The sequence below is a fragment of the Myroides sp. TSA_177.3 genome, from assembly GCF_052691955.1.
Genome location: NZ_JBQZGD010000003.1, coordinates 237290 through 258021, shown reverse-complemented (window position 1 = coordinate 258021; position 20732 = coordinate 237290). Strand labels below are relative to the sequence as shown.

The 20732-nt window shown below is 36.5% G+C and carries 25 protein-coding genes; 4 read left to right on the top strand and 21 right to left on the bottom strand.

The window, feature by feature from the left end; all coding sequences use genetic code 11:
• Positions 1 to 6: 6 nt before the first annotated feature.
• From ACUTSE_RS04980 to pdxA, 20 genes are all read right to left on the bottom strand, one after another.
• Positions 7 to 1440 carry a complex I subunit 4 family protein gene (locus tag ACUTSE_RS04980; protein ID WP_445639452.1) on the bottom strand — a complete coding sequence of 478 codons (1434 nt, stop codon included), beginning with the start codon at positions 1438 to 1440 and terminating at the stop codon, positions 7 to 9.
• Positions 1441 to 1449: 9 nt separating this feature from the next.
• Positions 1450 to 3336: an NADH-quinone oxidoreductase subunit L gene (gene nuoL, locus ACUTSE_RS04975; protein WP_115092201.1), complete on the bottom strand. Its 1887-nt coding sequence runs from the start codon at positions 3334 to 3336 to the stop codon at positions 1450 to 1452.
• Between the two features lie 6 nt (positions 3337 to 3342).
• Positions 3343 to 3663 carry an NADH-quinone oxidoreductase subunit NuoK gene (gene nuoK / locus ACUTSE_RS04970; protein ID WP_002989006.1) on the bottom strand — a complete coding sequence of 107 codons (321 nt, stop codon included), beginning with the start codon at positions 3661 to 3663 and terminating at the stop codon, positions 3343 to 3345.
• Between the two features lie 2 nt (positions 3664 to 3665).
• Positions 3666 to 4181 (bottom strand): NADH-quinone oxidoreductase subunit J family protein, encoded by a 516-nt coding sequence (locus ACUTSE_RS04965; RefSeq protein WP_002989007.1) that lies wholly within the window; start codon positions 4179 to 4181, stop codon positions 3666 to 3668.
• Between the two features lie 2 nt (positions 4182 to 4183).
• Entirely contained in the window at positions 4184 to 4732 is a 549-nt protein-coding gene (locus ACUTSE_RS04960; protein ID WP_002989009.1) for a NuoI/complex I 23 kDa subunit family protein, read from the bottom strand.
• 6 nt (positions 4733 to 4738) lie between these two features.
• A complete protein-coding gene (gene nuoH / locus ACUTSE_RS04955; protein WP_002989011.1) occupies positions 4739 to 5770 on the bottom strand; it encodes an NADH-quinone oxidoreductase subunit NuoH in 1032 nt (343 codons plus the stop codon).
• 11 nt (positions 5771 to 5781) lie between these two features.
• Positions 5782 to 6807 carry a 2Fe-2S iron-sulfur cluster-binding protein gene (locus ACUTSE_RS04950; RefSeq protein WP_002989013.1) on the bottom strand — a complete coding sequence of 342 codons (1026 nt, stop codon included), beginning with the start codon at positions 6805 to 6807 and terminating at the stop codon, positions 5782 to 5784.
• Positions 6808 to 6837: 30 nt separating this feature from the next.
• Positions 6838 to 8196: an NADH-quinone oxidoreductase subunit NuoF gene (nuoF, locus tag ACUTSE_RS04945; RefSeq protein WP_353117325.1), complete on the bottom strand. Its 1359-nt coding sequence runs from the start codon at positions 8194 to 8196 to the stop codon at positions 6838 to 6840.
• 4 nt (positions 8197 to 8200) lie between these two features.
• Entirely contained in the window at positions 8201 to 8731 is a 531-nt protein-coding gene (locus tag ACUTSE_RS04940) for an NADH-quinone oxidoreductase subunit NuoE family protein (RefSeq protein WP_002989017.1), read from the bottom strand.
• Between the two features lie 3 nt (positions 8732 to 8734).
• Positions 8735 to 9970 carry an NADH-quinone oxidoreductase subunit D gene (locus ACUTSE_RS04935; RefSeq protein ID WP_002989019.1) on the bottom strand — a complete coding sequence of 412 codons (1236 nt, stop codon included), beginning with the start codon at positions 9968 to 9970 and terminating at the stop codon, positions 8735 to 8737.
• A 22-nt stretch (positions 9971 to 9992) separates the two neighbouring features.
• Positions 9993 to 10514: an NADH-quinone oxidoreductase subunit C gene (locus tag ACUTSE_RS04930; RefSeq protein ID WP_002989021.1), complete on the bottom strand. Its 522-nt coding sequence runs from the start codon at positions 10512 to 10514 to the stop codon at positions 9993 to 9995.
• Between the two features lie 2 nt (positions 10515 to 10516).
• Positions 10517 to 11071: an NADH-quinone oxidoreductase subunit B gene (locus ACUTSE_RS04925; protein WP_002989023.1), complete on the bottom strand. Its 555-nt coding sequence runs from the start codon at positions 11069 to 11071 to the stop codon at positions 10517 to 10519.
• Positions 11072 to 11083: 12 nt separating this feature from the next.
• Complete coding sequence (locus ACUTSE_RS04920) at positions 11084 to 11449, bottom strand: NADH-quinone oxidoreductase subunit A (RefSeq protein ID WP_002989025.1); 366 nt, start codon at positions 11447 to 11449, stop codon at positions 11084 to 11086.
• Between the two features lie 210 nt (positions 11450 to 11659).
• Positions 11660 to 11860, bottom strand: coding sequence for a cold-shock protein (locus ACUTSE_RS04915; protein WP_115092205.1), 201 nt, complete (start codon positions 11858 to 11860; stop codon positions 11660 to 11662).
• A gap of 206 nt (positions 11861 to 12066) precedes the next feature.
• Positions 12067 to 13419 (bottom strand): acetyl-CoA carboxylase biotin carboxylase subunit, encoded by a 1353-nt coding sequence (accC, locus tag ACUTSE_RS04910; protein WP_060875513.1) that lies wholly within the window; start codon positions 13417 to 13419, stop codon positions 12067 to 12069.
• Positions 13420 to 13486: 67 nt separating this feature from the next.
• Positions 13487 to 13969, bottom strand: a complete 483-nt coding sequence (gene accB / locus ACUTSE_RS04905; protein WP_002989035.1) for an acetyl-CoA carboxylase biotin carboxyl carrier protein — start codon at positions 13967 to 13969, stop codon at positions 13487 to 13489.
• A 35-nt stretch (positions 13970 to 14004) separates the two neighbouring features.
• Entirely contained in the window at positions 14005 to 15000 is a 996-nt protein-coding gene (locus ACUTSE_RS04900) for a beta-ketoacyl-ACP synthase III (RefSeq protein WP_002989038.1), read from the bottom strand.
• Positions 15001 to 15161: 161 nt separating this feature from the next.
• On the bottom strand, positions 15162 to 15359 hold the full coding sequence (gene rpmF / locus ACUTSE_RS04895) for a 50S ribosomal protein L32 (protein WP_002989043.1): 198 nt from the start codon (positions 15357 to 15359) through the stop codon (positions 15162 to 15164).
• A 9-nt stretch (positions 15360 to 15368) separates the two neighbouring features.
• Complete coding sequence (locus tag ACUTSE_RS04890) at positions 15369 to 15941, bottom strand: YceD family protein (protein ID WP_445639451.1); 573 nt, start codon at positions 15939 to 15941, stop codon at positions 15369 to 15371.
• 50 nt (positions 15942 to 15991) lie between these two features.
• A complete protein-coding gene (gene pdxA / locus ACUTSE_RS04885; RefSeq protein WP_445639450.1) occupies positions 15992 to 17062 on the bottom strand; it encodes a 4-hydroxythreonine-4-phosphate dehydrogenase PdxA in 1071 nt (356 codons plus the stop codon).
• Positions 17063 to 17119: 57 nt separating this feature from the next.
• Here pdxA and ACUTSE_RS04880 point away from each other — a divergent pair, with 57 nt between their 5' ends.
• The 4 genes from ACUTSE_RS04880 (at position 17120) to ACUTSE_RS04865 (ending at position 19402) form a co-directional block, all read left to right on the top strand.
• On the top strand, positions 17120 to 17713 hold the full coding sequence (locus tag ACUTSE_RS04880) for a riboflavin synthase (RefSeq protein ID WP_445639449.1): 594 nt from the start codon (positions 17120 to 17122) through the stop codon (positions 17711 to 17713).
• 66 nt (positions 17714 to 17779) lie between these two features.
• Positions 17780 to 18364, top strand: coding sequence for an RNA polymerase sigma factor (locus tag ACUTSE_RS04875; RefSeq protein ID WP_002989051.1), 585 nt, complete (start codon positions 17780 to 17782; stop codon positions 18362 to 18364).
• Positions 18364 to 18594: a hypothetical protein gene (locus ACUTSE_RS04870; protein WP_115092210.1), complete on the top strand. Its 231-nt coding sequence runs from the start codon at positions 18364 to 18366 to the stop codon at positions 18592 to 18594. The genes ACUTSE_RS04875 and ACUTSE_RS04870 overlap by 1 nt, the downstream gene beginning before the upstream one ends.
• Complete coding sequence (locus ACUTSE_RS04865; RefSeq protein ID WP_002989055.1) at positions 18575 to 19402, top strand: mechanosensitive ion channel family protein; 828 nt, start codon at positions 18575 to 18577, stop codon at positions 19400 to 19402. Before ACUTSE_RS04870 ends, ACUTSE_RS04865 begins: the two co-directional genes overlap by 20 nt.
• A gap of 471 nt (positions 19403 to 19873) precedes the next feature.
• On the opposite strand, the gene ACUTSE_RS04860 is transcribed toward ACUTSE_RS04865, so the two are convergent.
• Positions 19874 to 20701 (bottom strand): universal stress protein, encoded by an 828-nt coding sequence (locus ACUTSE_RS04860; protein ID WP_002989057.1) that lies wholly within the window; start codon positions 20699 to 20701, stop codon positions 19874 to 19876.
• Positions 20702 to 20732 lie beyond the last annotated feature (31 nt).

Genomic DNA, 20732 nt, shown 5'->3' with positions numbered 1-20732 from the left:
CAATTGTTATTTAATATAGGATACGATTTCAACCAAACTTGGTGTAATTAAATCGGTAATTGGTTTAGGGTAAATACCTAAGAAAATCACGGTGATTACTAATACGCCTAATACAATTTTCTCGTTTACTGACACTTCTTTAAATACTTTGGTATTCGTTTCCCCTAGCATAGATCTTTGGAACATACGCAACATATAGAAAGCTCCGAAAATGACACTTGTTCCTCCAATGATCGCGTACCAAATATTGATTTGCGATAGACCGTATAGTAAGCTGAATTCACCAATGAAACTGAATGTTCCTGGTAAACCAATCGAAGCAAACAACAAGATCATGAATAGAGAAGCGAATTGTGGCGCTTGTTGGCGAATTCCTCCCATTTCATTAATTGCTCTAGTTTCGAATCGATTGTACATAATTTCAGCTACGTAGAATAAACCAACGATTACAAAACCGTGGGCTAGCATTTGATAAACTGCTCCTAGTAAACCATCCAATGTTAGGGTATAAGCACCTGCTGCAATTAAACCAACGTGAGCTAGTGAAGAATAAGCGAAGAAACGCTTGATATTCACTTGTTTTAGAGCTACGATTGATCCATATACCACTCCGATGATACACAATACTAAAATAGTTGGCATCAACTCTTTCGCTGCTGATGAAGTGATCGGTAATTGCCAACGGATGATCGAGTATAATCCCATTTTCAACATAATCCCAGATAAAAGCATGGTTCCAACAGTAGGTGCTTTTTCGTAGGTTGATGCTTGCCAAGTATGGAAAGGGAAAATAGGAATTTTAATTGCATAAGCTAAGAAGAACGCTAGGAAAATCCAGTATTGCTCTTGACTTGTTAAGCTTACGTTGTATAAATCTGCTAATAAGAAGCTACCTGCTTTTTGGTAAAGGTAAATGAACCCAACCAACATGAATAAAGATCCTGCAAAGGTGTAAATAAAGAATTTAAAAATAGCTTTTTTACGCGCTTCGAAAGTATCATTCCCCCATAGTAAAGCAATGAAGTAGATTGGAATTAAAGATAATTCCCAGAAAATATAGTATAAAAATCCGTCTGCAGCTAAGAATGTTCCAGTCATAGCGAATGACATAAACATCACTAACCCGTAGAATAGATTTGATTTTTCAATGTGATTTCCAAAAGAGGATAAAATGATTAGCGGTGTTAGCATCGTTGTTAATAAAACAAGGGCTAAAGCTAATCCATCCGCTTTTAAGGCAATGTGAATATTAGGATTCATAATCCATTGCGTTGTAAAACCGGCATTTACTCCTGAATTGTGTTGGCAAATGATGGCAATTGTTTCTACAAATGCGACTAACCCGAATAGCAAAGCAATTTTAGGGGCAAGTGTTTTATTTGCTAAAAACGTAGCAAATGCTCCAACTAATAACGTTAATAATAATATAGTTACGTTCATCTCTCTAAATTATCTTGCAATGAATAAATAATACAACATCAAACAGATTCCAAATACAAAAGCAAATAAGTACAATCCGATATTTCCGTTTTGTGCTTTTTTCCCTTGTAGTGATAATCCATCTGCTATTTTTCCTAATCCATAAATGGCTTCAGACAATACTACTTCTACTACATCTCTAAAGAATACTGCAAGCGCGTAAATTGGTTTTACAATTACTTTCATGTAGATTTCGTCGATATAGTATTTGTTGTATAATACCTTGTGGAATCCTGTCATTTGTTCATCTGCAGGAGGAAGTTCACCTTTTTTGATGTATTTGCTATACGCAATAAATAAACCAATACATGCGCCAATAACTGCGATAGCCATTAGGATGTATTCTGTTGTACCTAATACGTGTGGATGTGCGTTAGCACTGTTCACGATAATAGGTTCTAAATAGCTATTTAACCAACTGTTTCCAGGTAAGCTAATTGCTCCACCTACCACAGATAAAATACCTAAAATCCATAAAGGAACGGTAATGGCAGCTGGACTTTCATGCAAATGATTTTTTTGTTCTTGCGTTCCTCTGAAATTTTTGAAGAAAGTCAAGTATAACAATCGGAACATATAGAATGCCGTCATGATAGACGCGATAGATCCGATTACGTATAATACTGGATTATGACTGAAAGCTGTTAATAAGATTTCGTCTTTCGAGAAGAATCCCGAGAAAGGAGGGAATCCTGAAATAGCGATTGTTGCTAAAAGAAAAGTAGCATAAGTTGCAGGCATAAATTTCTTTAAACCTCCCATATTTCTCATGTCTTGTTCACCACCCATAGCGTGGATAACAGATCCTGATCCTAAGAATAAACAAGCTTTGAAGAAAGCGTGTGTTACCACGTGGAACACCGCGATTTCGTAAGCACCAAAACCAACAGCCATAAACATTAACCCCAATTGAGATACGGTTGAATAGGCCAATACTTTTTTGATATCGGTTTGTACCAAACCAATAGTAGCAGCAAACAAAGAAGTTACAGCTCCTACAATGGCAATGATATTTTGGATATGCGGTGCTAAGTCAAAAACAAAGTTTAATCTAGTGATTAAGAAGATACCTGCAGTAACCATTGTTGCCGCGTGAATTAACGCAGAAACAGGTGTTGGTCCTGCCATCGCATCGGGTAACCAAGTATACAATGGAATTTGAGCACTTTTTCCTACTGCACCAATGAATAAGGCTAAAGCAGCCCATCCAATCCACGTATTGATTTGGTGGTTTGTTCCGTGCATTAATGCTTCTTTAATCGTCATATAATCCAAAGATTGGAATAAGAAAGCCAAGATAAATACCCCAACTAAAAAGCCTAAATCCCCAATGCGGTTCATGATGAATGCTTTTTTAGCGGCGTCGTTATACGACTGGTTTTTATGCCAAAATCCGATTAATAAGTAAGAACATAATCCTACACCTTCCCATCCGATGAATGTGATTAATAAGTTACTTCCTGTAACTAACACAATCATGAAGAAGATGAATAGATTTAAATAAGCGAAAAACTTACCGTAGTTTTCGTCATTTTTCATGTAGTTGGTCGAATACCAGTGAATCAATGTTCCGATTCCAGTAACAAATAACAACCACAACAAAGAAAGTTGATCCAGCAAAAAGCCAAAAGTAACATTGAAGTTAGCTAAGGCCATCCATTCGAATAGTTCAATCTCAATAGGTTGTTTGGTACTGTTCACCTGGATGAATGCCAATAGTGAAATGATAAAAGAAATTAAAACTGCTACAGTTGCGATAATTCCTGAACCATTACCTAATTTTTTTCCGAAGAAAACATTGACCAAAGACCCAATTAATGGGACTAATAATAAAAGTAAAATTACGTTTGTATCCATAAGGAATTATCCTTTTAAGTTCTTTAATTTATCAATATCAATTGCGCCGATATTTCTGTAAATCGATACGAGGATAGCTAATCCAACGGCAACTTCTGCTGCGGCTACTGCCATAGTAAAGAAAACAAAAACTTGTCCTTGTGCATCTTGGTGATAAGTTGAAAATGCAACTAATAACATATTAGCTGAGTTCAACATAATCTCAATACACATAAACATCACAATTGCGTTTCGTCTATATAATATTCCAAATACTCCGATGCAGAATAATAGAATCGATAAGTAGATGTATTTATCAATACCGATGATTTCAATTACATTTTCCATAATTATGCTGCTTTTTCAGATTTATCTTTTTTAGAAATCAATACAGCTCCAATCATTGCTAGTAATAATAATACTGCAATCATTTCAAATGGAACTACGTATTCATTCAATAATACTTTTCCTAGTACGTGAACAGATTGGAAGTCTTGTCCGTGGCTAGCATATTGTAATTCGTACGCTTGATTTCCTCTTAAAGTGATTGATAACAACAATAACCCTACTAAACAGAAGGCAATCGTTGCTACTACTTTAGACACTAAAGGTTTAGATACTTCGTGGCTGATATTTAAGTTCATTAACATGATGGTAAATAACATTAAAATCATAATGGCCCCTGAGTATACCATAATATGGATCATTCCTAAAAACTGTGAGTTCAATAGGATGTAATGACCTGCTATTGAGAAGAAACTAACAACCAACCACAAAGCGCTGTGAATAGGGTTTTTACTCAACAACGTTAACGCTGCACTTCCGAGTGTAATGGTCGAAAGGATGTAAAATAAAATTTCTATCATAATTACGCTTGATTCTGTTTGTTCGTATTAGCAATAGCTGCCTCTAAAGGCATAACCAATTTATCTTTTCCGTAGATAAAGTTTTCACGCGTGATATCTGCTTTGGTAATCTCTCCTGATTTAGTCAAGTAAATGGCTTGTTTAGGACAAGATTCTTCACATAAACCACAGAAGATACAACGAAGCATGTTGATCTCATAGATTTCAGCATACTTTTCCTCGCGGTATAAGTGTTTTTCTTCTGGTTTACGTTCTGCAGCTTTCATCGTGATTGCTTCTGCAGGACAAGATAAAGCACATAAACCACAAGCAGTACAGCGCTCTCTTCCTTCGTCGTCGCGCATTAGCGTATGTCTACCACGGTATACAGGGCTAAATGGACGGGTTTGTTCAGGATAAGAGATTGTCACCTTTTTCTTAAACATGTGTTTTAAGGTAACCATCATTCCTTTGAAAATCGCAACCAAATAGATGCGCTCACTCCAAGTTAGTTTCTTGTTAGAAACCATCTTCTTTCTTCCTGATAAAGAATATGTATTAGTTGATGACATGTTTAATTAGTTTAATAGTAAGATTACAACTGCTGTAACGATTAAGTTCAATAATGCCAATGGGATTAATGATTTCCATCCTAAGTTCATCAATTGGTCATAACGGAAACGCGGTAAAGTCCAACGTACCCACATGTATACAAAGATGAAGAAACAGATTTTTATAAATAGGGCTACAATTCCCAAAACATTGGCAATGTTCACTCCCCAATTTTCAACAGCCCATGACATACCTGGATAGTTATAAGCTCCAAAGTACAACACCGCGATGATAGCAGAAGAAATAAACAAGTTTGCATATTCTGCGAATAAGAAGAATCCCATTTTCATCGAAGAGTATTCCGTGTGGAATCCACCGATTAACTCTTGCTCACATTCAGCTAAGTCGAAAGGGGCTCTATTTGTTTCAGCGAATGAACAAATTAGGAAGATTAAGAACCCTAAAGGTTGATAAAATACGTTCCAGTTCATTCCACTTTGTTGCAATGCAATTTCTCTCATACTCATACTTTGTGTCAATAACAACAAAGAGATAAGTGAAAGTCCCATTGCAATTTCGTATGAAATCATTTGAGAAGCAGCACGAATACCACTCATCAATGAATATTTATTATTAGATGCCCAAGCACCAATCATAATTCCGTAAACTCCAACAGATAATACAGCAAGAACGTATAAGATTCCTACGTTAAGATCTGCGGCTTGTAGAATAATCTCTCTTCCAAAAAGAACAAATTTGTCACCCCAAGGCAATACAGCACTTGTCATAAGTGCCAAGGTCATGGCTAGGAAAGGACCAAATTTGAATAAGAATCGGTTAGGTGTTGTTGGTTCATATTCTTCTTTAGCAAATAGTTTTAAACCATCGGCCAAAGGTTGTAAAACCCCTCCTTTACCTGCACGGTTTGGACCTAAACGATCTTGTATCCACGCTGCAATTTTTCGTTCAGCTAACGTAGCATACATCGCCATAAGCATTGTAATTGCGAATACAACTACAATAATAACTGCTTTATCAATAATAATAGCTTTATCCATTTTATACCGTTTTATTCTTTAGATTCTTCGTTAGTAAAAGGGATAGCTTTCATACTGATCTTTTTGCGATCCTGCTCACGTCCTTCTAAAATATGTTCTTCTGTTTTAATTACTACGTGATCTAATTTCTTCGTGTAATTATTTTGATTGATTACAGAGAATTTTTCGAATTTACGCGGTCCTTCAATTACCCAATCACTTGTTTCTTTGTGGTCAAAGCGACACGAGTTACAGATAAATTCTTCTACTTCGTGGAATTCGTCTTTACGAGCCGTTACACGTTGAATTTCATCTCCAAACATCCATACCGTCGTTTTTCCAGAACAAGTAGGGCAGTTGCGGTGTGCATTGTACGGTTTATTAAACCAAACACGAGATTTAAAACGGAAGGTTTTATCTGTTAATGCACCCACTGGACATACGTCAATCATGTTTCCAGAGAATTCATTTTCAATTGCTGCTGAAATATAAGTTGAGATTTGAGCGTGTTCCCCTCTACCACAAACACCGTGTACGCGTTCATCTGTTAATTGCTCTGCTGTTTTTACACAACGGTAGCACAAAATACAACGATTCATGTGTAATTGGATGTTATCTCCTATGTTTTCAGGTTCAAATGTTCTTTTTTCTTCCTGGTATCTTTTTTGTTCTTTTCCGTGTTGAAACGCTAAGTTTTGTAAATCACATTCTCCCGCTTGATCACAAACAGGACAGTCTAAAGGGTGATTAATAAGAAGAAATTCGGTTACTGATTTTCTCGCTTCTAAAACTCGTGGTGAAGAGATGCTTTTTACTTCCATACCATCCATAACTCCTGTTTTACAAGAAGCCATTAGTTTAGGCATCGGACGTGGATCTGCTTCACTACCTTTCGAAACTTCAACCAAACAAGCTCTACATTTTCCTCCCGTTCCTTCTAGTTTTGAGTAATAGCACATCGCTGGTGGAACTGATTCCCCACCAATCATTCTTGCTGCTTGTAGAATGGATGTTCCTGGTTCTACTTCTATTTCATGTCCGTCTATAGTAACTTTCATAAATTGTGCTTTTTAGCTAAAAAATTAGCATTATTTATTAATCAGGTGTTTTACGCTCTCAAAAGGTTCATTGACATAGTGATTTCTGTCTTTTACTTTTTCAGGGAATAAAACGTGATATTCAAACTCTTCTCTAAAATGTCTAATAGCAGCAGCAACTGGCCAAGCAGCAGCATCTCCTAATGGACAAATTGTGTTACCTTCAATATTGCTTTGGATATTCCATAATAGGTCAATATCCTCCATTGTTCCGTGTCCAGTTTCAATGCGGTGCAATACTTTTTCCATCCATCCTGTTCCTTCGCGACATGGTGAACATTGTCCACAGCTTTCATGTGCATAGAAACGAGCAAAGTTCCATGTATTTCTTACGATACAAGCGGTATCATTGTAAACAATAAAACCACCTGATCCCAACATGGATCCACTTTCAAAACCACCATCAGATAAAGATTCATACGTCATGAGACGATCTTCACCATTCGCTGTTTTGTATATTAAGTGAGCAGGTAAGATAGGCACTGATGATCCACCAGGGATTAAAGCCTTGATTGGACGATCATCCATCATTCCACCACAGTATTCATCCGAATTGATAAATTCATCTACGGTAATACCCATTTCAATTTCATAAACGCCAGGTTTTCTGATGTGTCCTGAAGCAGAAATTAATTTTGTTCCTGTAGAACGACCTAAACCAATTTTAGCATAATCATCACCAGAATTGTTGACAATCCATGGAATATTAGCAATTGATTCTACGTTGTTTACTACCGTTGGGTTTCCCCATAAACCACTTACCGCAGGGAAAGGTGGTTTGATTCGAGGATTTCCTCTTTTTCCTTCTAAGGATTCAATTAAGGCTGTTTCTTCTCCACAGATATACGCTCCAGCACCACAGTGCACATGTAAATCAAGAGAGTAATCAGTTCCTAGGATATTCTTCCCTAACCATCCTGCAGCATACGCTTCTTTGATGGCTCTTTCTAAGGTTTTGAATACCCACATATATTCACCACGGATATAGATGTACGATAAGTTTGCTCCTAAAGCATAACTTGCCGTAATCATTCCCTCAATTAATAAGTGAGGGATATATTCCATTAAGTATCTATCTTTAAATGTTCCTGGTTCAGACTCATCGGCGTTGCATACCAAGTGTCTTGGTTTACCTGATTTTTTGTCGATGAAACTCCATTTTAAACCAACAGGGAAACCTGCACCTCCACGACCTCTTAGTCCTGATGCTTTTACCTGTTCTGTAATATCGTCTGGAGCCATTGTTTTCAATGCCTTTTCAACCGATGCATACCCGCCATTTTGACGATATACTTCGTATGATTTTATCCCAGGGATATTGATTTTGTCTAATAATATTTTTGTCGCCATATTACTATTTGTCGTGAAGAATTACTTTTCCTGCTTTACAATCATCAATGATTTGGTCGATTTTTTCTCGCGTCAGGTGCTCTTTGTAGAAGTCGCCTAACTGCATCATTGGTGCATATCCACAAGCGCCTAAACACTGAACACCCACCACAGAAAATAACCCATCAGGTGTTGTTTCTCCTGGTTTAATACCTAATTTTTCACAAGCGTATTCCATCATATCGTCTGCTCCACGAATGCCACAGCATGAAGTTAAGCAAAACTCAAACATATACGTACCCATTGGTTTTTGGTTGTACATCGTATAGAATGTAACTACCTCGTATACTTCGATAGATGAAATGCCTAATATCTCCGCCACTTTATCCATTAATTCTACGCTCAACCAGTTGTCATGTGCATCTTGTGCTGCGTGTAAAACAGGTAAAAGTGCTGATTTCTTTTTATCAGCAGGGTAGTGGCTCAACAATTCGTCAATGCGTTGTTGAAGTTCAGGCGTGATATTTATATTTTGTTTGTATTTCTTCGTTTCCATGATTTAAGCGTCTAATTCTCCTGCAATGATGTTTAAACTTGATAGGGTAATAATCGCATCTGATAGCATACCTCCTCTTACGATGTCATTGTACGCTTGGTAAATGATAAAGCAAGGTCTTCTGAAATGCAAGCGATACGGTGTTCTACTACCATCTGTGATCAAGTAGAATCCTAGTTCACCATTACCTCCTTCAACGGCGTGATACAATTCAGTTACTGGAACAGGTACTTCACCCATCACAATTTTGAAGTGATAAATTAAAGCCTCCATATTGGTGTATACATCTTCTTTTGGAGGAAGGTAGTACTCCGGAACATCTGCGTGGAAAGGCCCTTCTGGCATTTTATCCAATGCTTGACGGATGATTTTCATACTTTCCCAAACTTCTGCGTTACGCACACAGAAACGATCGTAACAATCACCAGCTGTTCCTACAGGAACTTCAAATTCAAAATCCTCATAAGAACAATAAGGAGTAGCGATACGAACGTCGTAATCTACACCAGCCGCACGTAAGTTTGGTCCTGTAAATCCGAAGTTGATTGCTTCTTCTGCGGAGATTCCACCTACACCTACTGTACGATCCATGAAGATTCTATTTCTAGTTAATAAACCTTCAAATTCGCTCCAAATAGCAGGGAATTCAGCTAAAAATTCTTCAATTTTTTTGAATACTGTTGGGCTCCATTCTCTTTCGAATCCACCAATACGTCCCATGTTTGTCGTTAAACGAGCCCCTGAGATTTCTTCGTAGATTTCGTATATTTTTTCTCTGTATTGGAATACATATAAGAATCCAGTTAAGGCTCCTGTATCTACACCCATAACAGAACTACAAATGATGTGGTCTGCGATACGTGCTAATTCCATGACAATCACGCGCATATATTGCACGCGTTTTGGAATATCAATACCTAAAGCTTTTTCTACTGTCATCCACCAAGCCGTATTGTTGATTGGCGATGAACAATAGTTCAAACGATCCGTTAATACGTTGATTTGGTAGAATGGGCGGTTTTCTGCGATTTTTTCAAAGGCACGGTGAATATAACCGATCGTTCCTTCTCCATCTAGTACCTTTTCCCCATCTAATAAGATAATATTTTGAAAGATACCATGCGTTGCTGGGTGTGTAGGACCTAAGTTTAAGATCTGTAACTCTGTTCCATCTTCTTGAAACTTTTCCTCAATCAGCTTCGCGTATCTCTGTTCCGGTGGTAATAATAAATCTGACATAATCTTGAATCTTAATCAGTTATTAACAATTGTGAATCGTTCTACCAAAGAATCGATCGTCTTTGTCTGTTCTTCCTTCATCTTCCAATGGAAATTCTTTGCGCAGTGGGAAAGATTCCATTTCATCCATATTTAAAATACGTTTTAATTGTGGATGATTCTTGAACTTAATGCCGTAGAAATCATAGGTTTCTCTTTCTTGCCAATTCGCAGATTTGAATAAATCTACAACAGAATCAACCGTTGGATTTTTGCTGTTCAAAAAGGTTTTGAAGCGAATTCTCACGTTGTCCATCCAATTGTGCATGTGGTATACCACGGCAAATTGACGATCTTCTTCTGAATCTGGGTAGTGAACCCCACAAACATCCGTTAGAAAGTTGAAATTCATCTGGTCATTTTCTTTCAAAAACTGAACAACTGCGTGAAGAGTATCAGGCGCGACTTCAAAAATAAGCATGTCGTGTTGTTCGTGAAATTCCTTAACCGACAAACCAAATTGGTCGATTAAAGCTTTTTGAATGGTTTGATTATCTAATGCCATATCTATTTACTTTCTATGTTATAAGATTTTAATAACTCATCGTATTCTTTTGTACCACGTCTATAAACTGATTCTGCTTTAACGATTTCATGCAATCTCATAACGCCATCAAGAATCTGTTCTGGTCGAGGAGGGCATCCTGGTACATATACGTCTACTGGAATCACTTTGTCAATTCCTTGTAATACAGAATAAGTATCAAAAATACCACCTGAAGAAGCGCAAGCACCAACAGCGATTACCCATTTAGGTTCAGCCATTTGTTCGTATACTTGGCGTAGGATAGGGGCCATTTTTTTCGAAATAGTTCCCATTACCATCAACATATCTGCTTGTCTAGGAGAGAAACTCATACGCTCTGATCCGAAACGGGCAATATCATATGTTGCAGCCATGGTTGCCATAAATTCAATACCACAACATGAAGTGGCAAAAGGTAAAGGCCACATTGAGTTAGAACGTGCCAAACCAACTACTTCACTTAATTTAGTGGCAAAAAAACCTTCTCCTACATATCCATCAGGAGCTTCTACTGTTTTATATTTTTTATCGCTCATCTTCCTAGTTTTTTAATCCCATTCGAGACCCTTCTTTTTAAATTCATATAATAGTCCAACTACCAAAAGGAATAAGAAAATTCCCATTTTGGCCAATCCTTCCCATCCCAATTCTTGAAAGTTCATCGCCCAAGGATAAAGGAATACTACTTCAACATCAAATAGAACAAAGAGAATAGCAACTAAGAAATACTTTACGTTAAAAGGAATACGTGCGTTTCCCAATGATTCTAGTCCACATTCCCAAGTACTATCCTTGATTTTTGATTTTTTTCTAGGTCCTAGTTTCCCAGAAACCCATATCGTCATAGATACAAATCCCGCAGCTAGTGCAATTTGCATTAAAATTGGTATAAAATCGAGTTGACTTGATTGCATAAGTACAAGTTTTATGTTAGAATACAACATACAAATATAGAGCCCTAGATCGTCTTTACAAAGCTTTGGAACTCTTGGTCTTGTGCTAATTCTTTAATATAGCCCAATATGTATTTAGATTAATTATAAATAGTGATTAAAGGAATAAAAAAAAAGCTACCTAACGCGAGTTAGATAGCTTTACTGTAACGGAAAATTATATATATTTTCTTAATCTTCTATCACTTGTACATTAGTGGCAATAAGCCCTTTTTTACCTTGTTCCTCTTCGTAAGAAACGCGGTTACCTTGTTCAACATTCTTTGTTCTTAAACCTGTGATGTGAACAAAGATGTCTTGTTTAGTAGCTTCATTAGTAATGAAACCGAATCCTTTGTCTTCGTTGAAGAATTTAATTACGCCTGTGTGCATTTTAAAAAAATAAAAATATTAGAACACCAAATATATAGTTTTTTTGGAGTCTAAAAGAATTGAATTTGAATTTTTTACTAAAAAATATTCTAGCTTGTGTTTTTTCTAATTTTTATCGCGTTTTTGACGCTTTAAAAGATGGATTTTTAGAAAAAAAATAGAGGGAGCTAAATTTAGCTCCCTCTATTTGTATAGGTAGAATATGTTTATTCTTCTTCTAACGGTTTCATGTGGAATGATTCCATGAAAGCAGTTGTATAGTTACCTGCTCTGTAATTTGGATCATCCATCAACTGTCTGTGGAAAGGAATTGTTGTTTTAATTCCTTCGATTACAAACTCGTCTAATGCACGTTTCATTTTGTTGATTGCTTCTTCTCTTGTTTGAGCGGTTGTGATCAACTTTGCAATCATTGAATCGTAGTTTGGTGGAATAGAGTATCCAGAATACACGTGTGTATCTAAACGCACTCCATGACCTCCTGGCGCATGCAACGTAGTAATTCTTCCTGGAGAAGGTCTGAAGTCATTAAATGGATCTTCAGCGTTGATACGACATTCGATAGAGTGTAATTTAGGCGTATAGTTTTTACCAGAGATTGGCACACCTGCAGCAACTAGGATTTGTTCGCGAATTAAATCGTAATCAATCACTTGTTCTGTAATTGGGTGCTCCACTTGGATACGCGTATTCATTTCCATGAAGTAGAAGTTGCGATCTTTGTCCACTAAGAACTCAATCGTTCCTGCTCCTTCGTATTTGATGAATTCTGCAGCTTTTACAGCAGCTAATCCCATCTTGTCTCTCAATTCATCAGTCATGAATGGAGAAGGAGTTTCTTCAGTAAGTTTTTGGTGACGTCTTTGGATTGAACAGTCTCTTTCAGATAAGTGACATGCTTTACCATACGAATCTCCTACAACTTGGATTTCGATGTGACGTGGATCAACGATTAGTTTTTCCATGTACATTCCATCATTTCCAAAAGCAGCAGCAGCTTCTTGACGAGCACTTTCCCACGCTCTCTCGATTTCTTCTTCTTTGAAGATCTCACGCATCCCTTTACCACCACCTCCAGCAGTTGCTTTCATCATGACAGGGTAACCAATTTCTTTGGCTGTTTTCTTTGCGTGTTCTAATGACTCTAATAAGCCATCTGAACCTGGAACCGTTGGTACTCCAGCTAACTTCATTGTTTCTTTCGCTGTTGCTTTGTCTCCCATTTTTTCGATCATCTCAGGAGAAGCACCGATAAACTTTACTCCGTGCTCTTGACAGATCTTAGAAAACTTTGCATTTTCAGCTAAGAAACCATATCCAGGGTGAATCGCATCAGCATTTGTGATTTCAGCTGCAGCGATAATGTTGGAAATTTTTAAATACGATAGGTTTGAGGGTGCAGGTCCGATACATACTGCTTCGTCAGCGAAACGTACGTGAAGGCTGTCTGCATCTGCAGTTGAATAAACAGCTACAGTTTTTATTCCCATTTCTTTACACGTTCTAATGATGCGTAAAGCAATTTCACCTCTATTAGCTACTAATATTTTTTTAAACATCTTCTGAAATTTTAAATTCTAAATTGTACTTTTCTTTTTCGCAAGCAAAAAAGGGTTGTTTAATTTCTTAAGATGGGTCAACTAAGAATAAAGGTTGATCAAACTCAACAGGTGACGAATCGTCAACTAAGATTTTCACGATTTTACCTGATACTTCAGATTCGATTTCGTTGAATAACTTCATTGCTTCAATAACACAAACTACATCTCCAGGTTTGATTACTGTTCCTACTTCTGCGAAAGGAGCTTTGTCTGGAGCTGGTTTTCTGTAGAATGTTCCAATGATTGGAGATTTTACAGTGATGTATTTTGCATCTTCTCCTGCTTGTGGTGCAGCTGCTGGAGCTTCACTAGTTGCAACTGGTGCTGCAGCTACAGGTGCTTGTGGCATTGATGGTGCAACTGGAACTTGTTGGATATACGTTGTTTCAGTGCTTCCTGTTTCTGTCGTTTTGATGGTGATTTTAAAATCATCCATTTCTAATTTTACTTCTGTAGCTCCTGATTTCGCTACGAATTTGATTAGGTTTTGAATTTCTTTAATGTCCATACTAATGTATTGGTTAGTTGTTTTTCCTAAATTAATTAACTATTGTAAGCCCACTTTAAATATATCGATCCCCATGTGAAACCTCCACCAAAGGTAGCAAAGATAATATTATCACCTTTCTTCAATTGGTTTTCATAATCACATAATAATAAGGGTAAAGTAGCAGAGGTTGTATTTCCGTATCGCTCGATGTTCATTAGAACTTTAGAATCATCCACTCCCATGCGGTGAGCAGTAGCATCGATAATGCGTTTGTTTGCTTGATGTGCTGCCAACCAATTTACATCACTGTGTGTTAAATTGTTGCGTTGCATGATTTTCTCACTCACATCAGCCATGTTTGATACGGCGTATTTGAAAACAGTTTTTCCGTCTTGGAAAACATAGTGTTGCTTATTGGCAACTGTTTCAGCGCTTGCTGGTAAAATAGAGCCACCAGCGTCAATTTTTAAGTATTCTCTTCCGATTCCGTCACTTCTTAGATATTCATCTATAATTCCGTAACCATCCGTGTTGGGTTCAAATAAAACTGCTCCGGCAGCATCTCCAAAAATAATGCAAGTTGCACGATCCGTATAATCGATAATAGAAGACATTTTATCCGATCCGATTAGTAGTACCTTTTTGTACTTACCAGATTCGATATAAGCAGAAGCAACAGACATTCCATATAAGAAGCTTGAACAAGCAGCTTGTAAGTCAAAAGCAAAAGCATTTGTAGCACCAATTTGAGAAGCTACGTATACTCCTGTAATTGCTACAGGCATGTCTGGGGTAGCGGTTGATAATAGGACTAAGTCTATTTCTTTCGGATCTACTCCTGATTTTTTAATTAGATTCTCCGCAGCTTTGATAGCCATATACGAAGAGCCTTGTCCAGGTTCTCTAAGAATGCGACGTTCTTTAATTCCTGTTCGAGAGGTTATCCACTCGTCGTTAGTTTCAACCATTTTTTCTAAATCCGCGTTGGTTAACTTTGTCTCGGGCAAATAACAACCAACAGCAGTAATGGCTGCATGTATTTTTGTCATATGGTGTTGCTTTACTTTATAAAAACATTCCAAAAAGAAGCGAAAATTACGAAAAAAAAACGAACTGGAGCCTTTTTAAGTCTTAAAACTCGCTCTCTTGGTAAATTTCGGCAAAAAAAAACTCTCACACATTGTGAGAGTTTATTGTGTTTTTGAAAAGCTTATGCTTCTACTGCTGTTGTTTTGTCTATTACAACTTGTCCTCTGTAGTAAAGTTTTCCTTCGTGCCAGTAAGCTCTGTGGAATAAGTGAGCTTCACCAGTAACAGGACAAGTAGCGATAGTTGGAGCTACAGCTTTGTAGTGCGTTCTTCTTTTATCTCTTCTTGTTTTCGAGGTCTTTCTCTTAGGATGTGCCATTTTACTATATTATTTATCCGTTAATAGTTTTTTTAATTTTTCCCATCTAGGGTCTATATCTGCCTTGTCTGAATCACTTGTCGTTTCTTCTTCTTGTAATTCTTCCATTTCATTGTCTTCGTCTTCGTCTCCAAATAAAAAATCAAATTCTTCTTCATCGAAGTCTTCGTCTTCTGCTGCTTCAGGGCTCACTCGTTTGACAGGAATGGACAATACAAGTAATTCATAGATGTACTGCGAGAGCTTAATCTCGTATTCATTCATTGGGAGGATGAGTATTTCATCGTGATCGTCATTGAATTCTTCTCCAAATTTTACAACTAGATTGAATTCATTCTCAATAGGAAGATCAAAGTCTTCATTTGTGACATCACAAGGAACGTTTACAACTCCTTTTGCCTTAAAGTTTACCTCTAAAAGGGTAGCTTTTTTATTTAAAAGAACGCTAATATTTGCTTCTATACGGTTGAAATCATCGTAGTCGTAATTTTTGAAAAAATCACTATCTATTTGATATTCAAAAGTATGTTCTCCATTTTTCAATCCTATGAAGGATATCGAATATGTTTTTTCAGTATTCATCAAATACATGATTTGAGCGTGCAAAGATAAAAAATTATTATTATTACAAGCTAATTATCAAATTTTTTTGTATTATTTTCTTTTTCTTGGGGCACAAGTGGGTTACTCTTGGCTTCAATGTTTCGGTTTCGGTTTCTGAAAACATCAAGGGCTAAGTACAAGGCCTCGCGAAAAGAAGTAGGGTCAGCTAGGTTTTTACCTGCTATATCATAAGCTGTTCCGTGATCAGGCGAAGTTCTAATTTTATTTAGACCTGCGGTGTAATTTACACCTTTACTGAAAGAAAGCGCTTTGAAAGGTGCTAAGCCCTGGTCGTGATAACACGCAATGACTGCGTCAAAGCTGTTGTAAAGTTGTGATCCAAAAAAGCCATCGGCTGGAAATGGACCGGATACGAGTATGCCTTCTTCTGCTAGTTTAGTTATCGTTGGTTTGATGATTTCTTGCTCTTCCGTTCCAATAACGCCTTCATCTCCTGCATGTGGATTAAGTCCTAAAACAGCAATACGCGGATTGAAGATGTTGAAATCGTTCATCAGTGCTTCGCGAATAGTCTTTACTTTTTCTTCGATGCGCTGTGGAGTAATTGCTTGTGCAACGTCTTTTAAAGGAAGGTGATCCGTTAATAATCCCACTTTTAAATCGTCGCTAACCAAAAGCATCAAAGCATTACCTTCTAACTGTTCGTTTAGATAATTTGTATGCCCAGGGTGTTTAAACTCTTCTGATTGGGTGTTGTATTTATTAATCGGAGCAGTGATTAAAATATCAATTTCCTCATTTTTTAAGGCTTCTGTTGCTGCAACAAATGATTTGATTGCATAGCTGCCTACAACTGGGTCGTTCACGCCAAAGTTGATGTTGACGTTCTCTTTCCAAAGGTTTAATACGTTAAGCTTACCTGTGACAATTTGATCTAAACTATCAATGCCTTGAAAATTCACATTGCTATTGATGTTCTTTTTAATATAAGATAAGGGCTTTGAACTACCGAAAATAACGGGCGTACAGAGCTCAAGCATTCTGTTGTCTTCGAAACATTTAAGGATAACTTCGGGTCCAATACCGTTTAAATCGCCTATTGATATACCTACCCTAACATTTTCTTCTTTATGGCTCATAGTTTCGTATAAATTATTAGTAATTTTGAAAACAAATTTAATAAAATAAATGGAGTAATGTTTACAGGAATTGTTGAAGAAATTGCAATCGTTAAAAATATTGCACGAGAAAAAGAAAATATACACCTAACTGTATCGTGTTCATTCGTTAATGAACTGAAGATTGATCAGAGTGTTTTACACAATGGAATATGTTTAACAGTCGTGGCGATTGAAAACGAAACCTTTACTGTGACGGCTATCAAAGAAACGATTGATGTTACGACAATCGGACAGTGGAAAATCGGACAAGAAATTAATTTAGAACGCGGGATGTTGGCGAATGCGCGTTTGGATGGACATATTGTGCAAGGACACGTAGATACGGTTGGTCGTTGTGTGTCAATTGAAGATGCGGATGGAAGTACGTATTACGGATTTGAATTTGATAAAAACGTAAAACATACGACGATTTCTAAAGGGTCAATTACGATTGATGGAACGAGCTTAACTGTTGTGGATTCTGAAATTAATACATTCAGCGTTGCGATTATTCCGTATACAAAAGAGCATACTATTTTCAAACATTATGAGGTAGGACAAGTAGTAAACTTGGAGTTTGATGTGATCGGAAAGTATGTGGAGAAATTACTGCACATTAGGAGTATTTAAGAACTTTTTGTTAAAAATTCGATGTATTTGTTCCTATCTATTACATTTGAATTGTAAAACAGTAATATGAAAATGGATGTGCAAAGTCAAAACTTTGTTTCGATGACGGATGAGGAGTTGGTACAATTCATCATTCACAATGGAAATACAAGTTTATTTGGTATTCTTTATGACCGGTATGGGCAGAAAGTCTATCAAAAATGTTTGGGGTTCGCTGAGTCCCGAGATGCTGCAGAAGATTTGACGCAAGATGTTTTCGTGAAATTATACCTTAATTTAAAGTCATTCAGGGGGGAAGCGAAATTTTCGACTTGGCTTTATTCCTTTACGTATAATCATTGCGTTAATTATTCGAAGTCTATTTTAAAGCGGCAAAGAGATAATGTGGAATTACAGGAAGAAGCAATGTATGTTTCTACTGCAGACGAGGAAGTGACGGACGAAGAAATTTTTTCATTAACAGTTGAAAAACTTCAAGAAGCACTAGGCTTAATTGATCCTGAGGATAAAATCGTTTTATTAATGAAGTATCAAGATGATAAATCGATACGCGAAATAGCACAACTACTTGAATTGGGAGAAAGTGCTGTAAAAATGCGATTACACAGGGCTAAAAAGAAGATTGTAGAATTATATAATTCGTTGTCATAATGGAGAATCCTTTTAAGAAAATACTGCAAGACGAGAAATTGCCGGACTATCTGAAAGATCGGGTGATTGACAATTTGAATTTTATTAAACTTTCCTTAGACGTATCTGAACTTTATACGGTTCAAGTGCCCAAAGTGGTTGAATCGTTTTTAGGAGATGTTGATAAAGAGAAAGAAAAGAAAATAATAGAAAAAATTAAAAAAGAAGATCATGATGGAGAAATTATATAATTTTGAATATCCAAGTGAGATGATTAACGATGTGATGAATTCACTGGTTAAGGGCGTTTTTGGTTTTCTGCTTATTGCAGGTTATGTATTGCTTTGCTGGCTAATGCTTAAGCTTTTTTCCTATATCCTTAAGAAGATGTTTAAACTGGTTCGTTTAGATAAAATTCAAGAGGGATTAGATGATAATGAGTTTTTGAGCAAAATCAAGATTAGAGTAAAAGTTGATGCTATTCTGCTCTTCTTTGTCAAGGTTTTTCTTGTGTTTTTAATGGTGCTTATTGGCGCAGAGCTTTTCGGGTTAGAAATCGTTTCGCGTGAAATAGGTAATCTGATGATGTTCGTGCCGAAGTTATTTGTGGCTTTGCTGATTTTTATTGGTGGACTGTACTTCGCTTCTTGGATTAAGAAGGTAATTGTAGAAGTGCTGAAAGCGGTAGATTTCGTTGGTGCGCGAATGATTGGAAATATTCTGTTCTATTTGATTTTGATTTTCGTTGTGATTACAACGTTGAATCAAATGGGTATTGATACGTCTATAATTACAAGTAATATCTCTATTATTATAGGAGCTATCTTACTGACGGTAGCACTATCGTTAGGGTTGGGTGCAAAAGATGTGGTTACGAAATTGCTGTACTCTTTTTATGCGAGAAAAAATTTAGAAGTAGGGCAATATATTGGAATCAATGGATTGAAAGGTTATGTGATTTCTATTGATAATATATACCTGTGTCTGCTAGTGGATGGTAAAAAGAATTACATTCCAATTAAGACTGTTTCGGAAAGTCATATTGAAATATTAAAATAATAAAAATGCCTTCGGGCATTTTTTTTTGGAGTTGAGCGAAGGGAAAAGGATACTTGCTTTTTTTTGTGTTTTTGTTTTTCGCTTTTTTGAAAGGTTTTGGCTGCTATTATTTGTTTAGTGTATAGTTCAAATTTAATGAATGATAGGAGTGAATAATAACTTTATGATTTTATAAAAACCAAACCTCACAAATCAAGTGGAGAGGGGAAATGAGAAAAGGGAGAGAACATCTTCTAATTAAACTGAGTTCCTTCTTTAATCGATAAAACTCACAACTTCACAAAAAAGCAACCTACGACTTCACAAAGTACAACCTCCTACTGACTGCCAATAAAAAAGGTTCGATTTTTTAAATCGAACCTTTTTTATTTATGCATTTTTATCCAGTGAAATTGTTATTTGTAAAGTCGTAAAGATGTGTGATTTATCAATCTAAAGAAATTTACCCATAACCCATCTCCAATCAAAAAATTAGTCAATTTTAAATGTCAATACCGAAATAGGTGAGTGGTTTACCAAATCCTCACTGATACTTCCGTTAAAGAAGTGTGCTAATCCTGTACGACCATGCGTAGCAATCGCGATTAAATCAGCGTCAATTTTTTGACAGTAATTTAAAATCCCTTTTTCTACGTTGATATCATTGTAGATGCTTAAATCAAATTCTTTATCTGTAATATCTTCTAAGAATGTTTCAAGCGTTTCTTCTGCTACATGTGTTGCTTTGAAACTGTTTGGTGTGTTGACCATTAATAAGTGTAAGTCAGCACCCACTACTTTGTTTAAGGCTAATGTGCTTTTGAAAGAATCTTTCATTTCGCTTGTGAAATCAGAAGCAAAAACGATGTCCTTAATACAGTTGTCTTCAAATTCCCCTTTTACTACAAATACTGGAACTGGAGAGGTACGCACTACTTTTTGTGTGTTTGATCCAACAAAATATTCTTTCATTCCACTTGCTCCGTGCGATCCCATAACGATTAGGTCCACTTCATTGTGAATGGCTGATTTGGTCACACCTTGAGAAGTACGGTCTAAAATTAAGCTTGTAGAAACCGTTAACCCATCAAATAAAGAATCTAGTGCAATTTGTTGTAATTTTTGTTCAGCAGCGTTTTTGAAAAACATTACTTCTGGAGCTGGTGTTCCTTTACTAATACCATCACTTGCTTCTTGTGGTAAATCAAGGATGTGTAGTAAAATGATTTCAGCGTTGTGTTTTTTCGCAAAATTTACACCTGCTTTAATTGCGTTATGTGCCTGTTGTGAAAAATCCGTTGGTATTAGTATTTTTTTCATAATTAAGTGTAAAAGTGGATTAAGTGTTTAA